The following is a 17,648-nucleotide window of genomic DNA, read 5'->3' on the forward strand; positions in this document are numbered from 1 at the left end:
AGTCTTGCGGTTGACAGTCCGAAAACCCAAACGGAATGCCGTCGCAGGCCGTGGGGCGACGGGAGCGGGGCCCTCTCGGGGTGCCCGGCACGCGGGTGGGAGCGCCGCGCGGAGTTGCCCGGAACCGAACCGGAAGCACACCGTCGCACCCACCGCGCCGCCTCGCCCGGAGCCCGACCCGAGGCCGGGCCTCCCCCACAGGACGGCCAGGGACGGAAGCCCCGGCCCGCCCACCCGGGACCAGGGGCCCGTCCCCACCCGGGGCCAAGGCCCAGCCCGTCCAGGACCGAGGCCCGGCTCCCCCGCCGGACTGGCCGGGACCGGGGGGAGCCGGGCGCCGTGGCTCACATCAGGGGGGTGAGAAAGCGGCGCAGGGCTTCCTCGTAGCTCGCCGGGTCGGCGTTCCACATGGCGCCGTGCGGGGCGTTCGGGACGGTGTACAGGGTGACCAGGTCGGGCCTGCTCGCGGCGAGGCGCCGGGAGGCGCCCCAGGGGGCGATGCGGTCGTCCGGGCCGTGCACGAGCAGGGTCGGCACCTTGACCTGGTCGGGGTGCGCGGCGTGCGCGATGCGGTCTCCGCGTACGCCGGTGCGCCCCTGTGCGGCGCGCACCGCGAGCGGCAGCAGGAATCGCGGGGTGTGGCGGGCGCCGGCGAGAGCGCGCAGCGTCGTCTCCCAGTCGAGGACGGGCGAGTCGAGGACGAGCCCGGAGATCCGCTCGCGCAGCGCGGAGTGGGCGGCCGCGCGCAGGGCCATCGTGGCGCCCGTGGACCAGCCGTACAGGACGACCCGCTCGGCGCCGAACCGCACGGCGTACCGGATGGCGGCGTCGAGGTCGCGCCACTCGGTCTCGCCGAGGTGGTTCAGGCCGTCGGGCGGGCGGGGTGCCCCGAGGTCGCCCCGGTAGGCGAGGTCGAGGACGGGGAAGTGCCGGCTGTTCAGGAACCCCATCAGGTTCATGGGGTGTTCCCGGGTGGCGCCCAGGCCGTGGACGGTGATGATCCAGGTGTCGCGGACCGCGGGCACGAACCAGGCGGGCAGGGCGCCGAGTTCGCCGGGCACGTCGACGTCGGCGTGTTCGAGTCCGAGGGCGGACCCTGGGTCGCCGACGTACAGGTTCGGGGTGAGCCACACCTTGTCGCCGCGCTCCAGGGACCCGTGCGTGACGCGTTCCAGGCTGCGTACGACGGTGTCGGCGGTGTGGGGCACGGAGTTCTGGAGGGGGCCGACGACCGCGTGGGAGCCGTCGCCCGCGAGGCCGTAGATTCCCGGGCGCCGGGACGCGAGGGCCCGGGTCAGGGTGATTCCGCCGGCCGTCGTGGCGTGCACGGTGAGCCGGGGCTCGGTGGGCAGAGGCTTGCCCGGCCTCGTCTTCAGCGCGGCGTCGCTGGCGAACCGGCCCGCCGCCACGGAGGCCGCGCCCGCGGCTATGGCTACGGTGACGGCCGCTGCCGTGGCTCTTAGGGTGCGCACCCGACCAGTTTCCCGGGGGACCCGGCCATCGGCCAGCGGAAGCGCCTCCAGGGGTGATGGCCGACGCCCGCCGGACCCCCGCCTCCGGTACTCGCCGGACCTGCGCGCCGGGCGGCGCTGCGGCGGGGCCTCACTCCTGCCGGCCTCACTCCTGCTGTCCGTACCCCCGCAGCCGCTCCCCCGCCTCCGCGAGCTGGTCCGGTGAGAGCAGGGCGGGCGTGAGCCCGGGGACCGAGGAGGACAGGAGCCAGACGCGGCACATCCATTCCAGCTGGGCCGTGCGGTCGTACGCCTGGTCCAGCGAGTCTCCGTACGCGATGGTGCCGTGGTTCCGCAGGAGGCAGGCGGTGCGGCCGGCCAGGGCCCGGAGGGTGTTCTCGGCCAGTTCCGGTGTGCCGTAGGCCGCGTAGGGGGCGACGCGGACCGGGCCGCCGAGGGCCGCCGCCATGTAGTGGACGAGCGGGAGTTCGGGGACGAGGAGCGAGACGGCCGTCGCGTGGGGTGCGTGGGTGTGGACGACGCCCCGCGCCTCGGTCGCGCGGTAGACCGCGAGATGCATCGGCAGTTCGCTGGTCGGGCGCAGCGATCCGAGCACCTGCCGGCCGTCGAGGCCGACGCCGACGATGTCGTCGTGCGTCAGCCGGTCGTAGGGCACGCCCGTGGGCGTGACCAGGACGGTGTCTCCGACGCGGACGGAGACGTTGCCGGAGGTGCCGACGACCAGCCCGTCGGCGACGGTGCGCCGGGCGGTGGAGACCAGTTCGTCCCAGGCCCGCCGGAGGGTGTCCCGCGCGTGCGGCCCGTCACGCCCGTCTCGCTCGTCTCGCTCGTGGGCCTCGCCCGTCGTCCGTGCGTGCTCGTGCCCGACCCGTGCGTCCCGGTGCGGCTCAGTCATGACGCGATCCTGCCAGGCACCGCTTTCCACACACCCGCGCGAGCGGGCTTCGGGGCGGCTGCGGGCCGCCAACAGCCCACGGTTGTATGTGATGTGCATCACATGCAACCGAGAGAACGCCCACGGCACCCCGGTCGGACATTTGCCGCGGATCACACCCCGTGGTCGGGTCACTACGGACCGACCGGCGCTCGGACTCCATCGACAGGGTGGCCCTTTCGGGCTTCCGGGCGCTGTGACCACGGCTACAGCCTGCGAGTGACAGGGATCTCACCGCTCAAACCTGCCCCGACCAGGACACTCCACCACGAGCCCCGACCCCAAGCGGAGTACGGAATTCCGAATCCGTTCGAACCCGGCAAGCCTCCCGTCGACGCAAGCGGAATGACGATCCGCTATTCAGGACACCGTCAAGTCCGACTCAGTTCACCTTCCGTTCATCCAGGTTGCCTACGTTCCCCCTGCCACTGACGTCCAACAGAAGCCTGGGTAAATGGAACACATCACGCTCCTCCTCGGAATCGTGATCGTCACCGCTCTCGTGTTCGATTTCACGAACGGTTTCCACGACACCGCCAACGCGATGGCCACCACCATCTCGACCGGCGCACTCAAGCCCAAGGTCGCGGTGGCCATGTCCGCCGCCCTCAACCTTGTCGGCGCCTTCCTCTCGGTGGAGGTCGCCAACACGATCTCCAAAGGCCTCGTCGATGAATCCGGCATCCAGCCAGAAGTGATCTTCGCCGCGCTCGTCGGCGCGATCCTCTGGAACCTGGTGACGTGGCTCGTCGGACTCCCGTCCAGTTCCTCGCACGCCCTCATGGGCGGCCTGGTCGGCGCCACCATCGCCTCCGCCGGTACCGGCGCCGTGCACGGGGACGTCCTGGTCGGCAAGGTGCTCCTGCCCGCCGTCGCTGCCCCGATCGTCGCCGGTCTGGCCGCGATGTTCGCCACCCGCCTGTCGTACAAGCTCAGTGGCAACGCCGACACCAAGGCCACCAAGAAGGGCTACCGCGTCGGCCAGATAGCCTCCGCGGGCCTGGTCTCGCTGGCCCACGGCACCAACGACGCGCAGAAGACGATGGGCATCATCACCCTGGCCCTGGTCGCCGGTGGCGCCGTCGCTCCCGACTCCGACCCGCCGGTCTGGGTCATCCTCTCCGCCGGTCTGGCCATCGCGCTCGGCACCTACCTGGGCGGCTGGCGCATCATCCGCACGATGGGCAAGGGCCTGACCGACCTCCAGCCGCAGCAGGGCTTCGCCGCCCAGACCAGCGCGGCGACGGTCATCCTGGCCTCCTCGCACATCGGTTTCTCCCTCTCCACCACGCACTCGGTCTCCGGGTCCGTGATGGGCGCCGGTCTCGGCCGCAAGGGCGGTGTGGTCCGCTGGTCCACCGCCAAGCGCATGGTCGTCGCCTGGGTCCTCACGCTGCCCGCCGCCGCCCTGGTCGGCGCGCTCGCCGAATGGGTGACCGGTTTCGGCGCCTGGGGCACCACGCTGGTCGCCGTCTTCCTGGTCGGTTCGAGCTTCGCGATCTGGCGCCGCTCGCGCCGCGAGGTGATCGACCACAACAACGTGAACGACACCGAGGAGCCCGCCGGTGTGGTGACCCAGGCCATCGCCGCCGTCACCCCGCCCCCGGCCGGCACCGTGGCCGATGGCCTCACGGCCACCATCCCGGCTCCGGCCGAGCCCGCGGTGAACCCGCCGGCGCCGTCCCGAGTGGCCTGAGAACCGAAGGAAGAAACAGCATGAGCATCGACTGGTCAGCCCTCGGGTCCGTCTTCGGGGTCAGCCTCGGAGTGACCGTGGCCCTCGTCGCCCTCTTCACCCTCGGTGTCGCCGGCCTCTCCAAGAAGGAGTCCGCCCAGGGCGGTTCCGCGGTCGCGGCGGCCACCGGCGCGTACGTCTGCTTCGCGGCCTGCGCCGCGGCGGTGGCGTACGGCATCTCCCTGATCATCACCAAGTAGCCGGCAGGCGCCGCCCGGAACCGGGCTGCCTCCGAGCGGTACCGCGCGTGGGGTGCGGGACGGACCACCGTCCCGCACCCCACGCGTATGCCGTCCCGCCCCCACGCGTATGTGGGCCTGCGCACACTGTCCCTCCGCAGGTCAACAGCCAGTTGACGGCCGTTCTCACCCCGTGGTGGACTGCCGGAGCCAAGTACGGCGGCATGAGAGGAAGCCGGTGCGAATCCGGCGCGGTCCCGCCACTGTCATCGGGGAAGAAACTCCCCGGGAGCCAGGAACTCTCACCGCCGGTCTCGTCGAACCAGGGCGTGGACACCCTGAGTGAGGACATATCGCCATGCGCGGCTGCCCGTTGCCCGTTTCGCTGAGTACGAGGGTTCCGCTCCACCCCACGGCCGGCTGACCGCGTGCGTGCCGATCGCGTCTTCGCGTACGGCGCCGCCGCCGGCCTCCTCGGCGACCTGCTGCTCGGCGATCCCCGCCGAGGGCATCCGGTCGCCGCTTTCGGGCGGGCCGCCGCGACCGTGGAGCGGACACTGTGGCGCGACCACCGCGGGTGGGGCGCGCTGCACACGGCCGTCTGCGTCGGCGGCGCCACCGGACTGGCCGCGCTCGCGAGCCGTACCGTACGCCGCTCCCGTACCGCCTCGGTCGCTCTGACCGCCGCCGCCACCTGGGCAGTCGTCGGAGGCACCTCTCTCGGCCGCGAGGCGCGGGCGGTCGGCGGCGCGCTCGCGGCCGGTGATCTCGACGCGGCCCGGGAGCGGCTGCCGCACCTGTGCGGACGCGATCCGCAGGCGCTGGACGCCGACGGCGTCGCGCGCGCCGTCGTCGAGTCCGTCGCCGAGAACACCTCCGACGCCGTCGTGGGCGCTCTGGTCTGGGGCGCCGTCGGCGGTGTGCCGGGACTCGTCGCCTTCCGCGCCGTGAACACGCTCGACGCGATGGTCGGACACAAGTCCCCCCGCCACCGGCGCTACGGCTGGGCCTCCGCCCGGCTCGACGACGTCGCCGGCTGGCCCGGAGCCCGGCTGACCGCCGTCCTCGCGGCCGTGGCCGGATCCGACCCGCGCGGTGCCGTACGCGCCTGGCGCGCGGACGCCCGCAGGCATCCGAGCCCCAACGCCGGGCCCGTGGAGGCCTCGTTCGCGGGCGCGCTCGGCGTGCGGCTCGGCGGCACCCTCTCGTACGGCGGACGTGTCGAGCACCGTCCCGTGCTCAACGGCGCGGGGCGCGCCGTCCACGTCCACGACATCGAACGGGCCGTACGGCTGTCCCGGCGCGTGGGCTGGCTCGCGCTCGGCGTGAGCGCCGCCGGACGGGTTCTGCTCACCGGAACCGGACGGGTTCCGGCCACCAGGAAGGGGCGCACCGCATGAGCGGCGGGCTGCTGATCGCCGGGACCACCTCGGACGCCGGAAAGAGTGTCGTGACCGCCGGGATCTGCCGGTGGCTGGCGCGCCAGGGCGTCAAGGTCGCGCCCTTCAAGGCGCAGAACATGTCCCTGAACTCGTTCGTGACGCGCGAGGGCGCCGAGATCGGGCGGGCGCAGGCCATGCAGGCGCAGGCCGCCCGCGTGGAGCCGACCGCGCTGATGAATCCCGTGCTGCTCAAGCCGGGCGGCGACCGCACCAGCCAGGTCGTCCTGATGGGCAGGCCGGTGGGCGAGATGAGCGCGCGCGGGTTCTTCGGAACGGCCGGGCCCGCGGAGCGGCCGCCGTCGGCCGAAGCGTCCGCCGCGTCCTCCGCCTCCGCCGGGGACAGGCTGCGCGGGGGACGCCAGGAAGCACTCCTGGCGACCGTCCTCGACTGTCTGGCTCAGTTGCGGGGCACGTATGACGCGGTGATCTGTGAGGGAGCCGGCAGCCCGGCCGAGATCAATCTGCGGCGCACCGACATCGTGAACATGGGGGTGGCGCGGAACGCGGGGCTTCCCGTGCTCGTCGTCGGCGACATCGACCGGGGCGGGGTGTTCGCCTCGTTCTTCGGGACGGTCGCGCTGCTGTCGCCGGAGGACCAGGCGCTCGTCGCCGGGTTCCTCGTCAACAAGTTCCGGGGCGACGTCAGTCTGCTGGAACCCGGCCTCGACATGCTGCACGGCCTCACCGGCCGGCGCTCCTACGGCGTCCTGCCCTTCCAGCACGGTCTGGGCATCGACGAGGAGGACGGCCTGCGCGTCTCGCTGCGCGGTGCGGTCCGGGAATCGGCGGTCTCCTCCCCCGTCGGCGAGGACATCCTGCGGGTCGCCGTCTGCGCGGTCCCGCTGATGTCCAACTTCACCGACGTGGACGCGCTGGCCGCCGAACCGGGTGTCGTCGTGCGGTTCGTGGACCGGCCCGAGGAACTGGCCGACGCGGACCTGGTCGTCGTGCCCGGGACCCGGGGCACCGTGAAGGCGCTCCGGTGGCTGCGCGAGCGCGGCCTCGCGGACGCGATCGCGCGCCGGGCCGCCGAGGGGCGGCCGGTCCTCGGCGTCTGTGGTGGCTACCAGCTCCTCGGAGAGCACATCGAGGACGACGTCGAATCCCGCGCCGGTCATGTCGAGGGTCTCGGACTCCTCCCCGTACGCGTGCGGTTCGAGCGGGAGAAGACTCTGGCACGGCCGGTCGGGGAGGCCCTCGGCGAGCACGTCGAGGGGTACGAGATCCATCACGGAGTCGCCGAGGTGACCGGTGGCGAGGCGTTCTTCTCCGATGAGCACGGGCACAGCCTGGACGGGTGCCGGGCCGGCGCCGTCTGGGGCACGCACTGGCACGGCTCGCTGGAGTCGGACGGTTTCCGGCGGGCCTTCCTGCGCGAGGTGGCCGCCGCCGCGGGCCGCCGCTTCGTACCGGCCCCCGACACGTCGTTCGCGGCGCTGCGCGAGGAGCAGCTCGACCTGCTCGGCGACCTGATCGAGGAACACGCGGACACGGACGCGCTGTGGCGGCTCATCGAGTCCGGCGCGCCGCAAGGACTGCCCTTCATCCCACCGGGAGCACCCGCATGAGCACAGTGTTGTTGTTGTCGACCGCCGACACGGATCTGCTGGCGGCCCGCGCCAGTGGCGCCGGTTACCGGATCGGCAATCCGACCCGGGTCGACGTCACGGGCGAACTCCCCGCGCTCGTCGAGGGCGCGGACCTGGCCGTCGTGCGGCTGCTCGGCGGCAAGCGGGCCTGGGAGGACGGGCTGGCCTTCCTGAAGGCGTCCGGCATCCCGACGGTGCTGCTGGGCGGCGAGTCCGTCCCCGACGCCGAGCTGATGGCCGAGTCGTCGGTGCCCGCGGGTGTCGTCGCGGAGGCGCTGCGCTATCTCGTCGAGGGCGGCCCCGCCAACCTCGCCGAGCTGGCCCGCTTCCTCTCGGACACCGTGCTGCTCACGGGCGAGGGCTTCGAGGAGCCGCGGAAGTCGGCCGAGTTCGGTGTCCACGGCGAGCGCGACTTCGTCGAGGGCCGCCCGACCGTCGGTGTGCTGTTCTACCGGGCGCACGAGCTGTCCGGGAACACCGCGTTCGTGGACACGCTGTGCGACGCGATCGAGGCACGCGGCGCCAACGCCCTCGCCGTGTACTGCGGTTCGCTGCGCGGAGCCGACCCGGGACTGTACGAGATCCTCGGCCGGGCCGACGCGCTCGTCGCCACCGTCCTCGCGGCGGGCGGCACCCACGCCTCCGAGGCGTCCGCGGGCGGCGACGAGGAGGCCTGGGACATCGGCGCGCTCGCCGACCTCGACATCCCCGTCCTCCAGGGTCTCTGCCTGACCTCGTCGAAGAGCGCCTGGGACACCTCGGACGCGGCCCTGTCCCCGATGGACGCGGCGATGCAGGTCGCGATCCCGGAGTTCGACGGCCGTCTCATCACGGTGCCCTTCTCCTTCAAGGAGCAGGGTCCGGACGACGTCCCGGTGTACGTCGCCGACCCCGAGCGGGCCGCGCGGGTCGCCGGGATCGCCCTGCGGCACGCCCAGTTGAAGCACAAGCCGAACGCGGAGAAAAAGCTCGGGATCGTCTTCACCGCCTACCCGACCAAGCACTCGCGGGTCGGCAACGCGGTCGGTCTCGACACGCCCGCCTCCGCCGTACGGGTCCTCGACGCGCTCCGCGACGCGGGCTACGCCCTCACCGAATACCCGGACAACGGCGACGAGTTGATCCACCGGCTGATCGCGGCCGGCGGTCACGACGTGGAGTGGCTGACCGAGGAGCAGCTCGCCGCCGCCCCCGCGCGGGTGCCGCTCGCCGACTACCGGGCCTGGTTCGAGACGCTCGACCCCGCGCTGCGCGAGGGCATGCTGGAGGCCTGGGGCGAGCCTCCGGGCTCCCTCTACGTCGACGGCGACGACATCGTGCTGGCCTGCCTGGAGTTCGGGAACGTCGTCGTGATGATCCAGCCTCCGCGCGGCTTCGGCGAGAACCCGATCGCGATCTACCACGACCCGGACATGCCGCCCTCGCACCACTACATGGCCGCCTACCGCTGGCTGGAGAACAGCTTCGGCGCGGACGCGGTCGTGCACATGGGCAAGCACGGCACGATGGAGTGGCTGCCGGGCAAGGGCCTCGGGCTCAGCGGCGGCTGCGCCCCCGACGCCGTTCTCGGCGAACTCCCCCTGGTCTACCCGTTCATCGTCAACGACCCCGGCGAGGGCACGCAGGCCAAGCGCCGCGGGCACGCCACCGTCGTCGACCACCTCGTACCGCCGATGGCCCGCGCGGACACCTACGGGGACCTCGCCAAACTGGAGCAGCTCCTCGACGAGTACGCGCTCGTCTCCGACCTGGACCCGACGAAGGCCCCGGCGGTCCGGGCGCAGATCTGGACGCTGGTCAAGGCGGCCGAGCTGCATCACGACCTGCACGTCGACGAGCAGCCGGACGACGGCGACTTCGACTCGTTCGTGATGCACATCGACGGCTATCTGTGCGAGATCAAGGACGTTCAGATCCGCGACGGCCTGCACATCCTGGGCGGCGGTCCGGAGGCCGAGCCGCGGGTGAACCTCGTGCTCGCCGTGCTGCGCGCCTCGCAGGTGTGGGGCGGCGCGGCGAACGCGCTGCCCGGTCTGCGCGCCTGCCTCGCCGAGCACTTCGGCCTGGTGGAGAAGGAGTTGCTCGCCGAGCCGGGCGCTCCGGCGAAGGTGTCCGTCGAACTGACGGACCTGGTCGAGGGCCCGGCCCGTACGGCGGCCGACGCGATCGACCTGCTGGAGCAGTTGTGCCGCCGGGCGGCGCTGGGCATGGAGGAGCGTGGCTGGGACACGGCCGCAGTGCCCGCGCTCGTGCGCGAGGTGCTGGGCACCGAACTCCCCGACGCCGTCGCGGTGCTGGAGTTCGCGTGCCGCGAGGTGGTGCCGCGGCTCGCCCGTACGACGGACGAGATCGGGCACATCCTCAAGGCGCTGAACGGCGGTTTCGTCCCGGCGGGCCCGTCTGGTTCACCGACCCGCGGGCTCGTCAACGTCCTGCCGACCGGCCGCAACTTCTACTCGGTCGACCCCAAGGCCATTCCGTCACGGTTGAGTTGGGAGGTCGGCCAGTCCCTCGCGGACTCGCTCGTGCAGCGCTACCTCCAGGACACCGGCGCCTACCCGACGTCCGTCGGACTGACGGTGTGGGGCACGTCCGCCATGCGCACCCAGGGCGACGACATCGCGGAGATCCTCGCGCTGCTCGGCTGCCGTCCGGTGTGGGACGACGCCTCGCGGCGCGTCACCGGCTTCGAGATCGTCCCGCTCGACGAGCTCGGCCGCCCGCGCATCGACGTCACGGTCCGCATCTCGGGCTTCTTCCGGGACGCGTTCCCGCACGTGGTCGGTCTGCTCGACGACGCGGTGCGCGCGGTCGCCGAGCTGGACGAGCCCGCCGACCGGAACTACGTGCGCAAGCACGCCGACGAGGACACCGCCGAACACGGTGACCGGCGGCGCGCGACCGCCCGTATCTTCGGCTCCAAGCCGGGCGCGTACGGTGCCGGTCTGCTCCCCCTGATCGACGCCCGCAACTGGCGTTCGGACGCCGACCTCGCCGAGGTGTACGCGGTGTGGGGCGGCTACGCCTACGGACGCGGGCTCGACGGGCGGGCCGCGCGCGGGGACATGGAGACGGCGTTCAGGCGCATCGCGGTCGCGGCGAAGAACGTCGACACGCGCGAGCACGACCTCGTCGACGCCGACGACTACTTCCAGTACCACGGCGGCATGGTCGCGATGGTCCGCCACCTCACCGGGTCCTCCCCCGAGGCGTACGTCGGTGACTCGGCCGTCCCCGACCAGGTCAAGACCCGCACACTGGGCGAGGAGACCCACCGCGTCTTCAGGGCCCGGGTGGTCAACCCGCGCTGGATGGCCGCGATGCGCCGCCACGGCTACAAGGGCGCCTTCGAGATGGCGGCGACCGTCGACTACCTCTTCGGCTACGACGCCACGGCCGGGGTCGTGGACGACTGGATGTACGAGAAGCTCAGCGCGGAATACGTCTTCGACGCGGAGAACCGGGACTTCATGAAGAAGTCCAACCCGTGGGCGCTGCGCGGGATCACGGAGCGGCTGCTGGAGGCGGCGGACCGGGGGCTGTGGGCGGAGCCGGACGCGGACACGCTGGAGCGGCTGCGCGCCACCTATCTGGAGCTCGAAGGCGACTTGGAGGGCGACGACCAGTGAGTACCCCGTTCCCGTTCACGGCTGTTGTCGGCCAGGACGACCTGCGGCTCGCGCTGCTGCTGAACGCCGTGTCGCCCGCCGTGGGCGGTGTGCTGGTGCGCGGCGAGAAGGGCACCGCCAAGTCGACGGCGGTGCGCGCCCTTTCGGCGCTGCTGCCGGAGGTCGCCGTCGCACCCGGGTGCCGTTTCTCGTGCGACCCGGCCGCTCCCGACCCGGCGTGCCCGGACGGGCCGCACGAGACGGCGGCCGGCGCGCAACGCCCGGCCCGTATGGTCGAGTTGCCCGTCGGCGCGTCCGAGGACCGGCTGGTGGGCGCCCTCGACATCGAGCGGGCGCTCGCGGAGGGCGTGAAAGCCTTCGAGCCGGGCCTGCTGGCCGACGCACACCGCGGGATTCTCTACGTCGACGAAGTGAACCTGCTGCACGACCACTTGGTCGACCTGCTGCTGGACGCCGCCGCGATGGGCGCCTCGTACGTGGAACGCGAGGGTGTCTCCGTACGGCATGCCGCGCGGTTCCTGCTCGTCGGGACGATGAACCCCGAAGAGGGCGAGCTGCGGCCGCAGTTGCTCGACCGGTTCGGGCTGACCGTCGAGGTGGCCGCCTCTCGGGAACCCGATCAGCGGGTCGAGGTCGTGCGGCGCAGGCTCGCCTACGACGACGACCCGGCCGGCTTCGCCACGCGCTGGGCCGACGAGGAGGCCGCCGTGCGGGCACGGATCGTGGCGGCCCGCACGCTGCTGCCCTCCGTGCGCCTCGGCGACGGGCCGCTGCGGCAGATCGCGGCGACCTGCGCGGCCTTCGAGGTGGACGGCATGCGCGCCGACATCGTGATGGCCCGGACCGCGACGGCGCTCGCCGCGTGGGCGGGACGCACCGAGGTGATCGCCGAGGACGTGCGGCAGGCGGCGCTGCTCGCGCTGCCGCACCGGCGGCGGCGCAACCCGTTCGACGCGCCCGGACTCGACGAGGACAAGCTCGACGAGACGCTGGAGGAGTTCGCGGGCTCGGACGACACCTCCGGCGAGGGTCCCTCCGACGACGATCCGGACCCGGATCCGGACGGGCCCGGCGGGGGCGGGCAGCCGCCCCAGGACGGGCCGGACGACGGCTCCCCTGCCGGCGACGTCCCGGCGCAGGGCGAGCCGTCGGACGACGGGCAGGCCCCGGCCGGGCAGGGCGCCGGCGAGCAGTCGCCCGTACGGGCCGCCGAGCCGTTCCGCACGAAGGTGCTCAGCGTGCCCGGACTCGGCGAGGGCGCGGCCGGGCGGCGTTCGCGCGCGCGGACCGAGCACGGCCGCACGACCGGGTCGCGGCGGCCCCGCGGGGCGCTCACCAAGCTGCACCTGGCGGCGACCGTGCAGGCCGCCGCCCCGCACCAGCTGGCGCGCGGCCGGTCGGGCCGCGGTCTGGTCGTACGGCGGGACGATCTGCGCCAGGCGACCCGCGAGGGCCGTGAGGGCAACCTCGTGCTGTTCGTCGTGGACGCTTCCGGTTCCATGGCGGCGCGGCAGCGGATGGGCGCGGTCAAGGGCGCCGTGCTGTCGCTGCTGCTCGACGCCTACCAGCGGCGGGACAAGGTGGGCCTGGTGACCTTCCGCGGTTCGGCCGCCGAGGTCGCGCTGCCGCCCACCTCCTCGGTGGACGCCGCCGCGTCCCGGCTGGAGTCGCTGCCGACGGGCGGACGGACGCCGCTCGCGGCCGGGCTGCTGCGGGCGCACGAGGTGCTGCGCGTCGAGCGGCTGCGGGACTCCGCGCGGCGGCCGCTGGTCGTCGTGGTGACCGACGGACGGGCCACGGGCGGCCCGGAGCCGGTCGCGACGGCCGGGCGCGCGGCACGGCTGTTCGCGGCGAACGGAGTCGCGTCGGTGGTCGTCGACTGCGAGACGGGGCCGGTACGGCTCGGGCTCGCGGGGCAGCTCGCGGGGGAACTGGGCGGCACGCCGGTGACCCTGGACGAGCTGCGGGCCGATTCCATCGCCGGTCTCGTCCGGGATGTGCAGGGTGTGCAGGGGACTTCGAGGAGGGCCGCGTAATGCCGCAGGGGCAGCCGAGTGTCGTACCGGACGACGGGCTGACGACCCGTCAGCGTCGTAACCGGCCGCTGGTCGTCGTGCACACGGGGATCGGCAAGGGCAAGTCCACCGCCGCGTTCGGGCTCGCGCTGCGCGCCTGGAACCAGGGGTGGCCCATCGGGGTGTTCCAGTTCGTCAAGTCGGCGAAGTGGAAGGTCGGCGAGGAGAACGCGCTGCGCGTCCTCGGCGCCTCCGGCGAGGGCGGCACCGTCGACTGGCACAAGATGGGCGAGGGCTGGTCCTGGGTCCAGCGCGACGCCCAGATGGACAACGAGGAGAAGGCCCGCGAGGGCTGGGAGCAGGTCAAGCGGGACCTCGCAGCCGAGACGTACAAGCTGTACGTGCTCGACGAGTTCGCGTACCCGATGCACTGGGGCTGGATCGACACCGACGAGGTCGTCGCGGTGCTGCGGGACCGTCCGGGCACCCAGCACGTGGTGATCACCGGCCGCAACGCCCCTGAGAAGCTGGTCGACTTCGCCGATCTCGTGACCGACATGTCCAAGGTCAAGCATCCGATGGACGCCGGCCAGAAGGGCCAGAGAGGCATCGAGTGGTGACGTCCTCCGTTCCCCGGCTGGTCATCGCCGCGCCCTCCTCGGGCAGCGGCAAGACCACGGTCGCCACGGGGCTGATGGCGGCCTTCGCCGCGCGGGGGCTCGCCGTGTCCCCGCACAAGGTGGGCCCCGACTACATCGACCCCGGGTACCACGCGCTCGCCACCGGGCGCGTGGGACGCAATCTCGACGCCTACCTGTGCGGCGCGGAGCTGATCGGGCCGTTGTTCGCGCACGGGGCGCGCGGGTGCGATCTCGCGGTCGTCGAAGGCGTGATGGGGCTGTACGACGGTGCCGCGGGCGAGGGGGAACTCGCGTCCACGGCGCAGGTGGCGAAGCTGCTGCGGGCGCCGGTGGTGCTGGTCGTCGACGCGTCCTCGCAGTCGCGGTCCGTGGCCGCGCTGGTGCACGGATTCGCGTCCTGGGACCCCGAGGTGCGGGTCGCGGGGGTGATCCTCAACAAGGTGGGGTCCGAGCGGCACGAGGCCATGCTCCGGGAGGCGCTGGACGCGTCCGGGGTGCCGGTGCTGGGGGTGCTGCGGCGGGCGCCGCAGGTGGACACGCCGTCGCGGCACCTCGGGCTGGTGCCGGTCGCCGAGCGGCGGGCGGAGGCGGTCGCGGCCGTCGCGGCGATGGCCGCGCAGGTCGCCCAAGGGTGCGACCTGGACGCGCTGGCGGCGCTGGCGCGGAGTGCCGGTGCGTTGCCGGGTGCGGCCTGGGACGCCGCCGAGGCCGTCGAGTCGCCCACCCACGACCACCCGACCCGCTCGGCCGAGAAGCGGGGGCCACTGGTGGCTGCCGCGGGCGGGGAGGCGTTCACCGGCCATCCGACCCGCTCGGCCGGGCAGCGGGCGCCCGTGGTGGCGGTCGCCGGCGGGGAGGCGTTCACCTTCTCCTATGCCGAGCACGCCGAGCTGCTCACCGCCGCCGGGGCCGAGGTCGTCACCTTCGATCCGCTCCGGGACCGGCAACTGCCCGAAGGGACGGGCGGGTTGGTCATCGGCGGCGGGTTTCCCGAGGTGTACGCGCCCGAGCTGTCCGCCAACGAGCCGCTGCGCAAGGCGGTGGCGGAGCTGGCGTTCGGCGGGGCGCCGGTGGCGGCCGAGTGCGCAGGACTGCTGTATCTGGCCCGGGAACTCGACGGGCAGCCCATGTGCGGAGTCATCGACGCGCGGGCCCGGATGCACGAGCGGCTCACCCTCGGCTACCGGGACGCGGTGGCGGTCAGCGACAGCGTGCTCGCCGTGGCCGGCACCCGGATGCGCGGGCACGAGTTCCACCGGACGGTCGTGGAGCCCGGCGCCGGGGCGTCTCCCGCCTGGGGGGTGCGCGCCCCCGAGCGGCGCGTCGAAGGTTTCGTGCAGCACGGCGTGCACGCGAGTTATCTGCACACGCACTGGGCGTCCGAGCCCGGTGTGGCCCGTCGGTTCGTCGAGAGGTGCCTGACGTCATGAGCAGCAAGCTGATCGGGATCGGGGTCGGCCCCGGCGACCCGGAGCTGGTGACCGTCAAGGGCGTCAACGCCCTGCGCGCCGCGGACGTCGTCGTCGTCCCCGTCATGGCTGCGCCGGATGGGAAGGACGGCGGCGAGCGCGGCCGGGCCGAGGCGACCGTCCTGCACTACGTGCCCGAGGAGAAGGTCCTGCGGGTCGTGTTCGCGCTCAACGAGCGGAGCGACCGGGGCCGGCGCGAAGCAGCCTGGGACGCCGCCGGCGCACGGGTCGCCGGCCTTCTCGGCCGGCACGCCACGGTCGCCTTCGCCACCATCGGCGACCCCAACGTGTACTCGACCTTCACCTATCTCGCCCACACGATCGGGGAGCTGGTTCCCGGCACGGTCGTGGAGACCGTGCCCGGCATCACCGCGATGCAGGACCTCGCCGCGCGGTCGGGGGCCGTTCTCACCGAGGGGACCGAGCCGCTCACGCTCGTCCCGGTGACCGCGGGGGCGGCCGTGCTCAAGGACGCGCTGAACGGGCCCGGCACGGTGGTCGCGTACAAGTTCGGGCGGCAGGCCGCCGAGGTGGCCGAGGCGCTGCGGGACAGCGGGCGGATCGACGACGCGGTCTGGGGGTCGGCGCTCGGCCTGGAGGACGAGTCGATCCGTCCGGCCGCCGAGCTCGACGGGGAGCCGCTCCCGTACCTCTCGACGCTCATCGCGCCCGCGCGCCGCGACGGGAAACGCGGCGGAAAGCTGTGACCCGCGCCCACCCGGCGGCACCCGCGCCGCGTCCGGAGAACCGCACCGTCCCGGCGGCACCCGCGGCACTCTCGGCGGAACGCTCCCGCCCGGCGGCATTCGCGCCGGACCCGGCGGGCCGTGCGGGCTCAGCCCGCGAGGCCCACCACCAGCCAGATGAAGGCCACGCCCGCCACCGTGCACAGCAGGGTCGAGCGGGCGGGGTGCTCGTGGTGTGCCTCCGGGAGGATCTCGGCGGCGGCGAGGTAGAGGAGCACGCCGCCGAAGAGTCCGAGGTAGCCGCCGAGCAGCGGCTCGGGGATGGTGAAGAAGAGCGTCGAGGCGGCGCCGATCATGGGGGCCGCCGCGTCCGCGTACAGCATGAGCAGGGCCTTGCGCCGGGCGTTCCCGTACAGGCTCGCGATCGTGTACGTGTTGAAGCCGTCCGCGAAGTCGTGGGCGATCACCGCGAGGGACACCGCGAGTCCCATGCCTCCGCCGACCTGGAAGGCGGCGCCGATCGCGACGCCGTCCATCGCGCTGTGGCCGACCATGGCACCGGCCGCCGTGAGGCCCACCTCGGGCGCGCGTCCGCCGTGCTCCTCGCCGCCGTGCGCGGCCTGGCGGTGGGCGAGGAGACGTTCCACCAGATGGGCCAGCAGGAAGCCGCCCACGAACAGGAGCAGCGCCGCCGGTACGCCGAACACCTCGGTGCCCGCCGCGGCCAGCGCCTCCGGCAGCAGGTCGAGGCCGACCACCCCGAGCATCAGGCCCCCGGCCAGGCCGAGCACCAGATGGCGGCGGTCGGTCACCCGCTGCGCCGTCCAGCCGCCGACCAGCGTCATCAGGAACGCGCCGAGCGCGACGAGGACCGCCATAGGCCCTTGCTATCCGATGCACCCCCCTTCGCGCACCCGGGGCGACGGCCCCGCGCCCACCGAAGCCTTCGCAGCACCCCTGATTTTTCGTAGGAGAGGACCGATTCCCATGGCCGATGCCCCCACCGGCAAAGTGACCTTCGTCGGTGCCGGCCCCGGCGCCGCCGACCTGCTGACGTTCCGCGCCGCGCGCGCCATCGCCGAGGCCGACATCGTGATCTGGGCCGCGAGCCTGGTGCAGGCCGAGGTCCTCGGCCACGCGCGCGAGGGTGCCGAGATCCTCGACTCGGCGACGATGTCGCTGGAGGACGTCGTCGCCGTCTACGAGCGGGCCCGCGCCGAGGGCCTGCGGGTGGCGCGGATCCACTCCGGCGACCCGGCCCTGTGGGGCGGTACGCAGGAGCAGGTCGACCGGTGCGCCGAGCTCGGTATCGGGACGGAGATCGTGCCCGGTGTCTCGTCCTTCTCCGCGGTGGCCGCGATCGCGCAGCGCGAGCTGACGATCCCCGAGGTCGCCCAGTCCGTGATCCTCACCCGGCTCGGCGGCGGCAAGACGCCGATGCCGCCCGGGGAGGACGTACGGGAGTTCGCGAAGCACGGCACGACGATGGCGCTGTTCCTGTCCGCCGCCCGCAGCGGACAGCTCGTGCGCGAGCTGCTGGAGGGCGGCTATCCGACGACGACACCGGTCGTGGTCGCCTACCAGGCGACCTGGCCGGAGGAGCTGATCGTGAAGTGCACGATCAGCACGCTGGAGGAGACCGTCAAGGAGCACAAGCTCTGGAAGCACACCCTCTTCCTGGTCGGCCCGGCGCTCGACGCGAGCGGCACCCGCTCGCACCTCTACCACCCCGGTCACTTCCACGGCTTCCGCAAGGCCGACCCGCAGGCGCGGGCCGAGCTGCGCGCCGCGCGCCGGGGCGGTGCGGGCGGTGCGCAGGGCCCGGCGTCGTGAGCGTCGACGTCACGGGCGCGGCGG

The 17,648-nt window shown here is 73.3% G+C and carries 13 protein-coding genes and 1 riboswitch; of the genes, 10 read left to right on the forward strand and 3 right to left on the reverse strand.

The annotated features are described in order from the left end of the window. Positions 1–344: 344 nt before the first annotated feature. Entirely contained in the window at positions 345–1,472 is a 1,128-nt protein-coding gene (locus OG485_RS12150; protein WP_328668357.1) for an alpha/beta hydrolase family protein, read from the reverse strand. Between the two features lie 145 nt (positions 1,473–1,617). Further along, a complete protein-coding gene (locus OG485_RS12155; RefSeq protein WP_328668358.1) occupies positions 1,618–2,367 on the reverse strand; it encodes a class II aldolase/adducin family protein in 750 nt (249 codons plus the stop codon). A gap of 493 nt (positions 2,368–2,860) precedes the next feature. On the opposite strand from OG485_RS12155, the gene OG485_RS12160 reads away from it, so the two are divergent. From OG485_RS12160 to cobI, 9 genes are all read left to right on the forward strand, one after another. After that, entirely contained in the window at positions 2,861–4,102 is a 1,242-nt protein-coding gene (locus OG485_RS12160) for an inorganic phosphate transporter (protein ID WP_328668359.1), read from the forward strand. A 20-nt stretch (positions 4,103–4,122) separates the two neighbouring features. Next, positions 4,123–4,341 carry a hypothetical protein gene (locus OG485_RS12165; protein WP_326788553.1) on the forward strand — a complete coding sequence of 73 codons (219 nt, stop codon included), beginning with the start codon at positions 4,123–4,125 and terminating at the stop codon, positions 4,339–4,341. Positions 4,342–4,500: 159 nt separating this feature from the next. Next, positions 4,501–4,641, forward strand: a riboswitch (cobalamin riboswitch). Positions 4,642–4,748: 107 nt separating this feature from the next. Continuing rightward, a complete protein-coding gene (locus OG485_RS12170) occupies positions 4,749–5,720 on the forward strand; it encodes a cobalamin biosynthesis protein (RefSeq protein ID WP_328668360.1) in 972 nt (323 codons plus the stop codon). Continuing rightward, positions 5,717–7,330 carry a cobyric acid synthase gene (locus OG485_RS12175; RefSeq protein WP_328668361.1) on the forward strand — a complete coding sequence of 538 codons (1,614 nt, stop codon included), beginning with the start codon at positions 5,717–5,719 and terminating at the stop codon, positions 7,328–7,330. The genes OG485_RS12170 and OG485_RS12175 overlap by 4 nt, the downstream gene beginning before the upstream one ends. Continuing rightward, positions 7,327–10,980: a cobaltochelatase subunit CobN gene (cobN, locus tag OG485_RS12180; protein ID WP_328668362.1), complete on the forward strand. Its 3,654-nt coding sequence runs from the start codon at positions 7,327–7,329 to the stop codon at positions 10,978–10,980. The genes OG485_RS12175 and cobN overlap by 4 nt, the downstream gene beginning before the upstream one ends. Further along, entirely contained in the window at positions 10,977–13,016 is a 2,040-nt protein-coding gene (locus tag OG485_RS12185; RefSeq protein WP_328668363.1) for a putative cobaltochelatase, read from the forward strand. Before cobN ends, OG485_RS12185 begins: the two co-directional genes overlap by 4 nt. Continuing rightward, positions 13,016–13,615 carry a cob(I)yrinic acid a,c-diamide adenosyltransferase gene (cobO, locus tag OG485_RS12190; RefSeq protein WP_328668364.1) on the forward strand — a complete coding sequence of 200 codons (600 nt, stop codon included), beginning with the start codon at positions 13,016–13,018 and terminating at the stop codon, positions 13,613–13,615. The genes OG485_RS12185 and cobO overlap by 1 nt, the downstream gene beginning before the upstream one ends. Next, positions 13,612–15,066: a cobyrinate a,c-diamide synthase gene (locus OG485_RS12195; RefSeq protein ID WP_328674338.1), complete on the forward strand. Its 1,455-nt coding sequence runs from the start codon at positions 13,612–13,614 to the stop codon at positions 15,064–15,066. The genes cobO and OG485_RS12195 overlap by 4 nt, the downstream gene beginning before the upstream one ends. Continuing rightward, complete coding sequence (cobI, locus tag OG485_RS12200) at positions 15,063–15,812, forward strand: precorrin-2 C(20)-methyltransferase (RefSeq protein ID WP_328668365.1); 750 nt, start codon at positions 15,063–15,065, stop codon at positions 15,810–15,812. The genes OG485_RS12195 and cobI overlap by 4 nt, the downstream gene beginning before the upstream one ends. A gap of 128 nt (positions 15,813–15,940) precedes the next feature. Here the strand turns inward: cobI and OG485_RS12205 are convergent, their stop codons facing one another. Further along, positions 15,941–16,669 (reverse strand): ZIP family metal transporter, encoded by a 729-nt coding sequence (locus OG485_RS12205; protein WP_328668366.1) that lies wholly within the window; start codon positions 16,667–16,669, stop codon positions 15,941–15,943. Positions 16,670–16,778: 109 nt separating this feature from the next. On the opposite strand from OG485_RS12205, the gene cobM reads away from it, so the two are divergent. Further along, positions 16,779–17,624 (forward strand): precorrin-4 C(11)-methyltransferase, encoded by an 846-nt coding sequence (gene cobM / locus OG485_RS12210; RefSeq protein ID WP_328668367.1) that lies wholly within the window; start codon positions 16,779–16,781, stop codon positions 17,622–17,624. Positions 17,625–17,648: the final 24 nt, after the last annotated feature.

This window comes from Streptomyces sp. NBC_00328 (assembly GCF_036139655.1).
Taxonomy (GTDB): domain Bacteria; phylum Actinomycetota; class Actinomycetes; order Streptomycetales; family Streptomycetaceae; genus Streptomyces.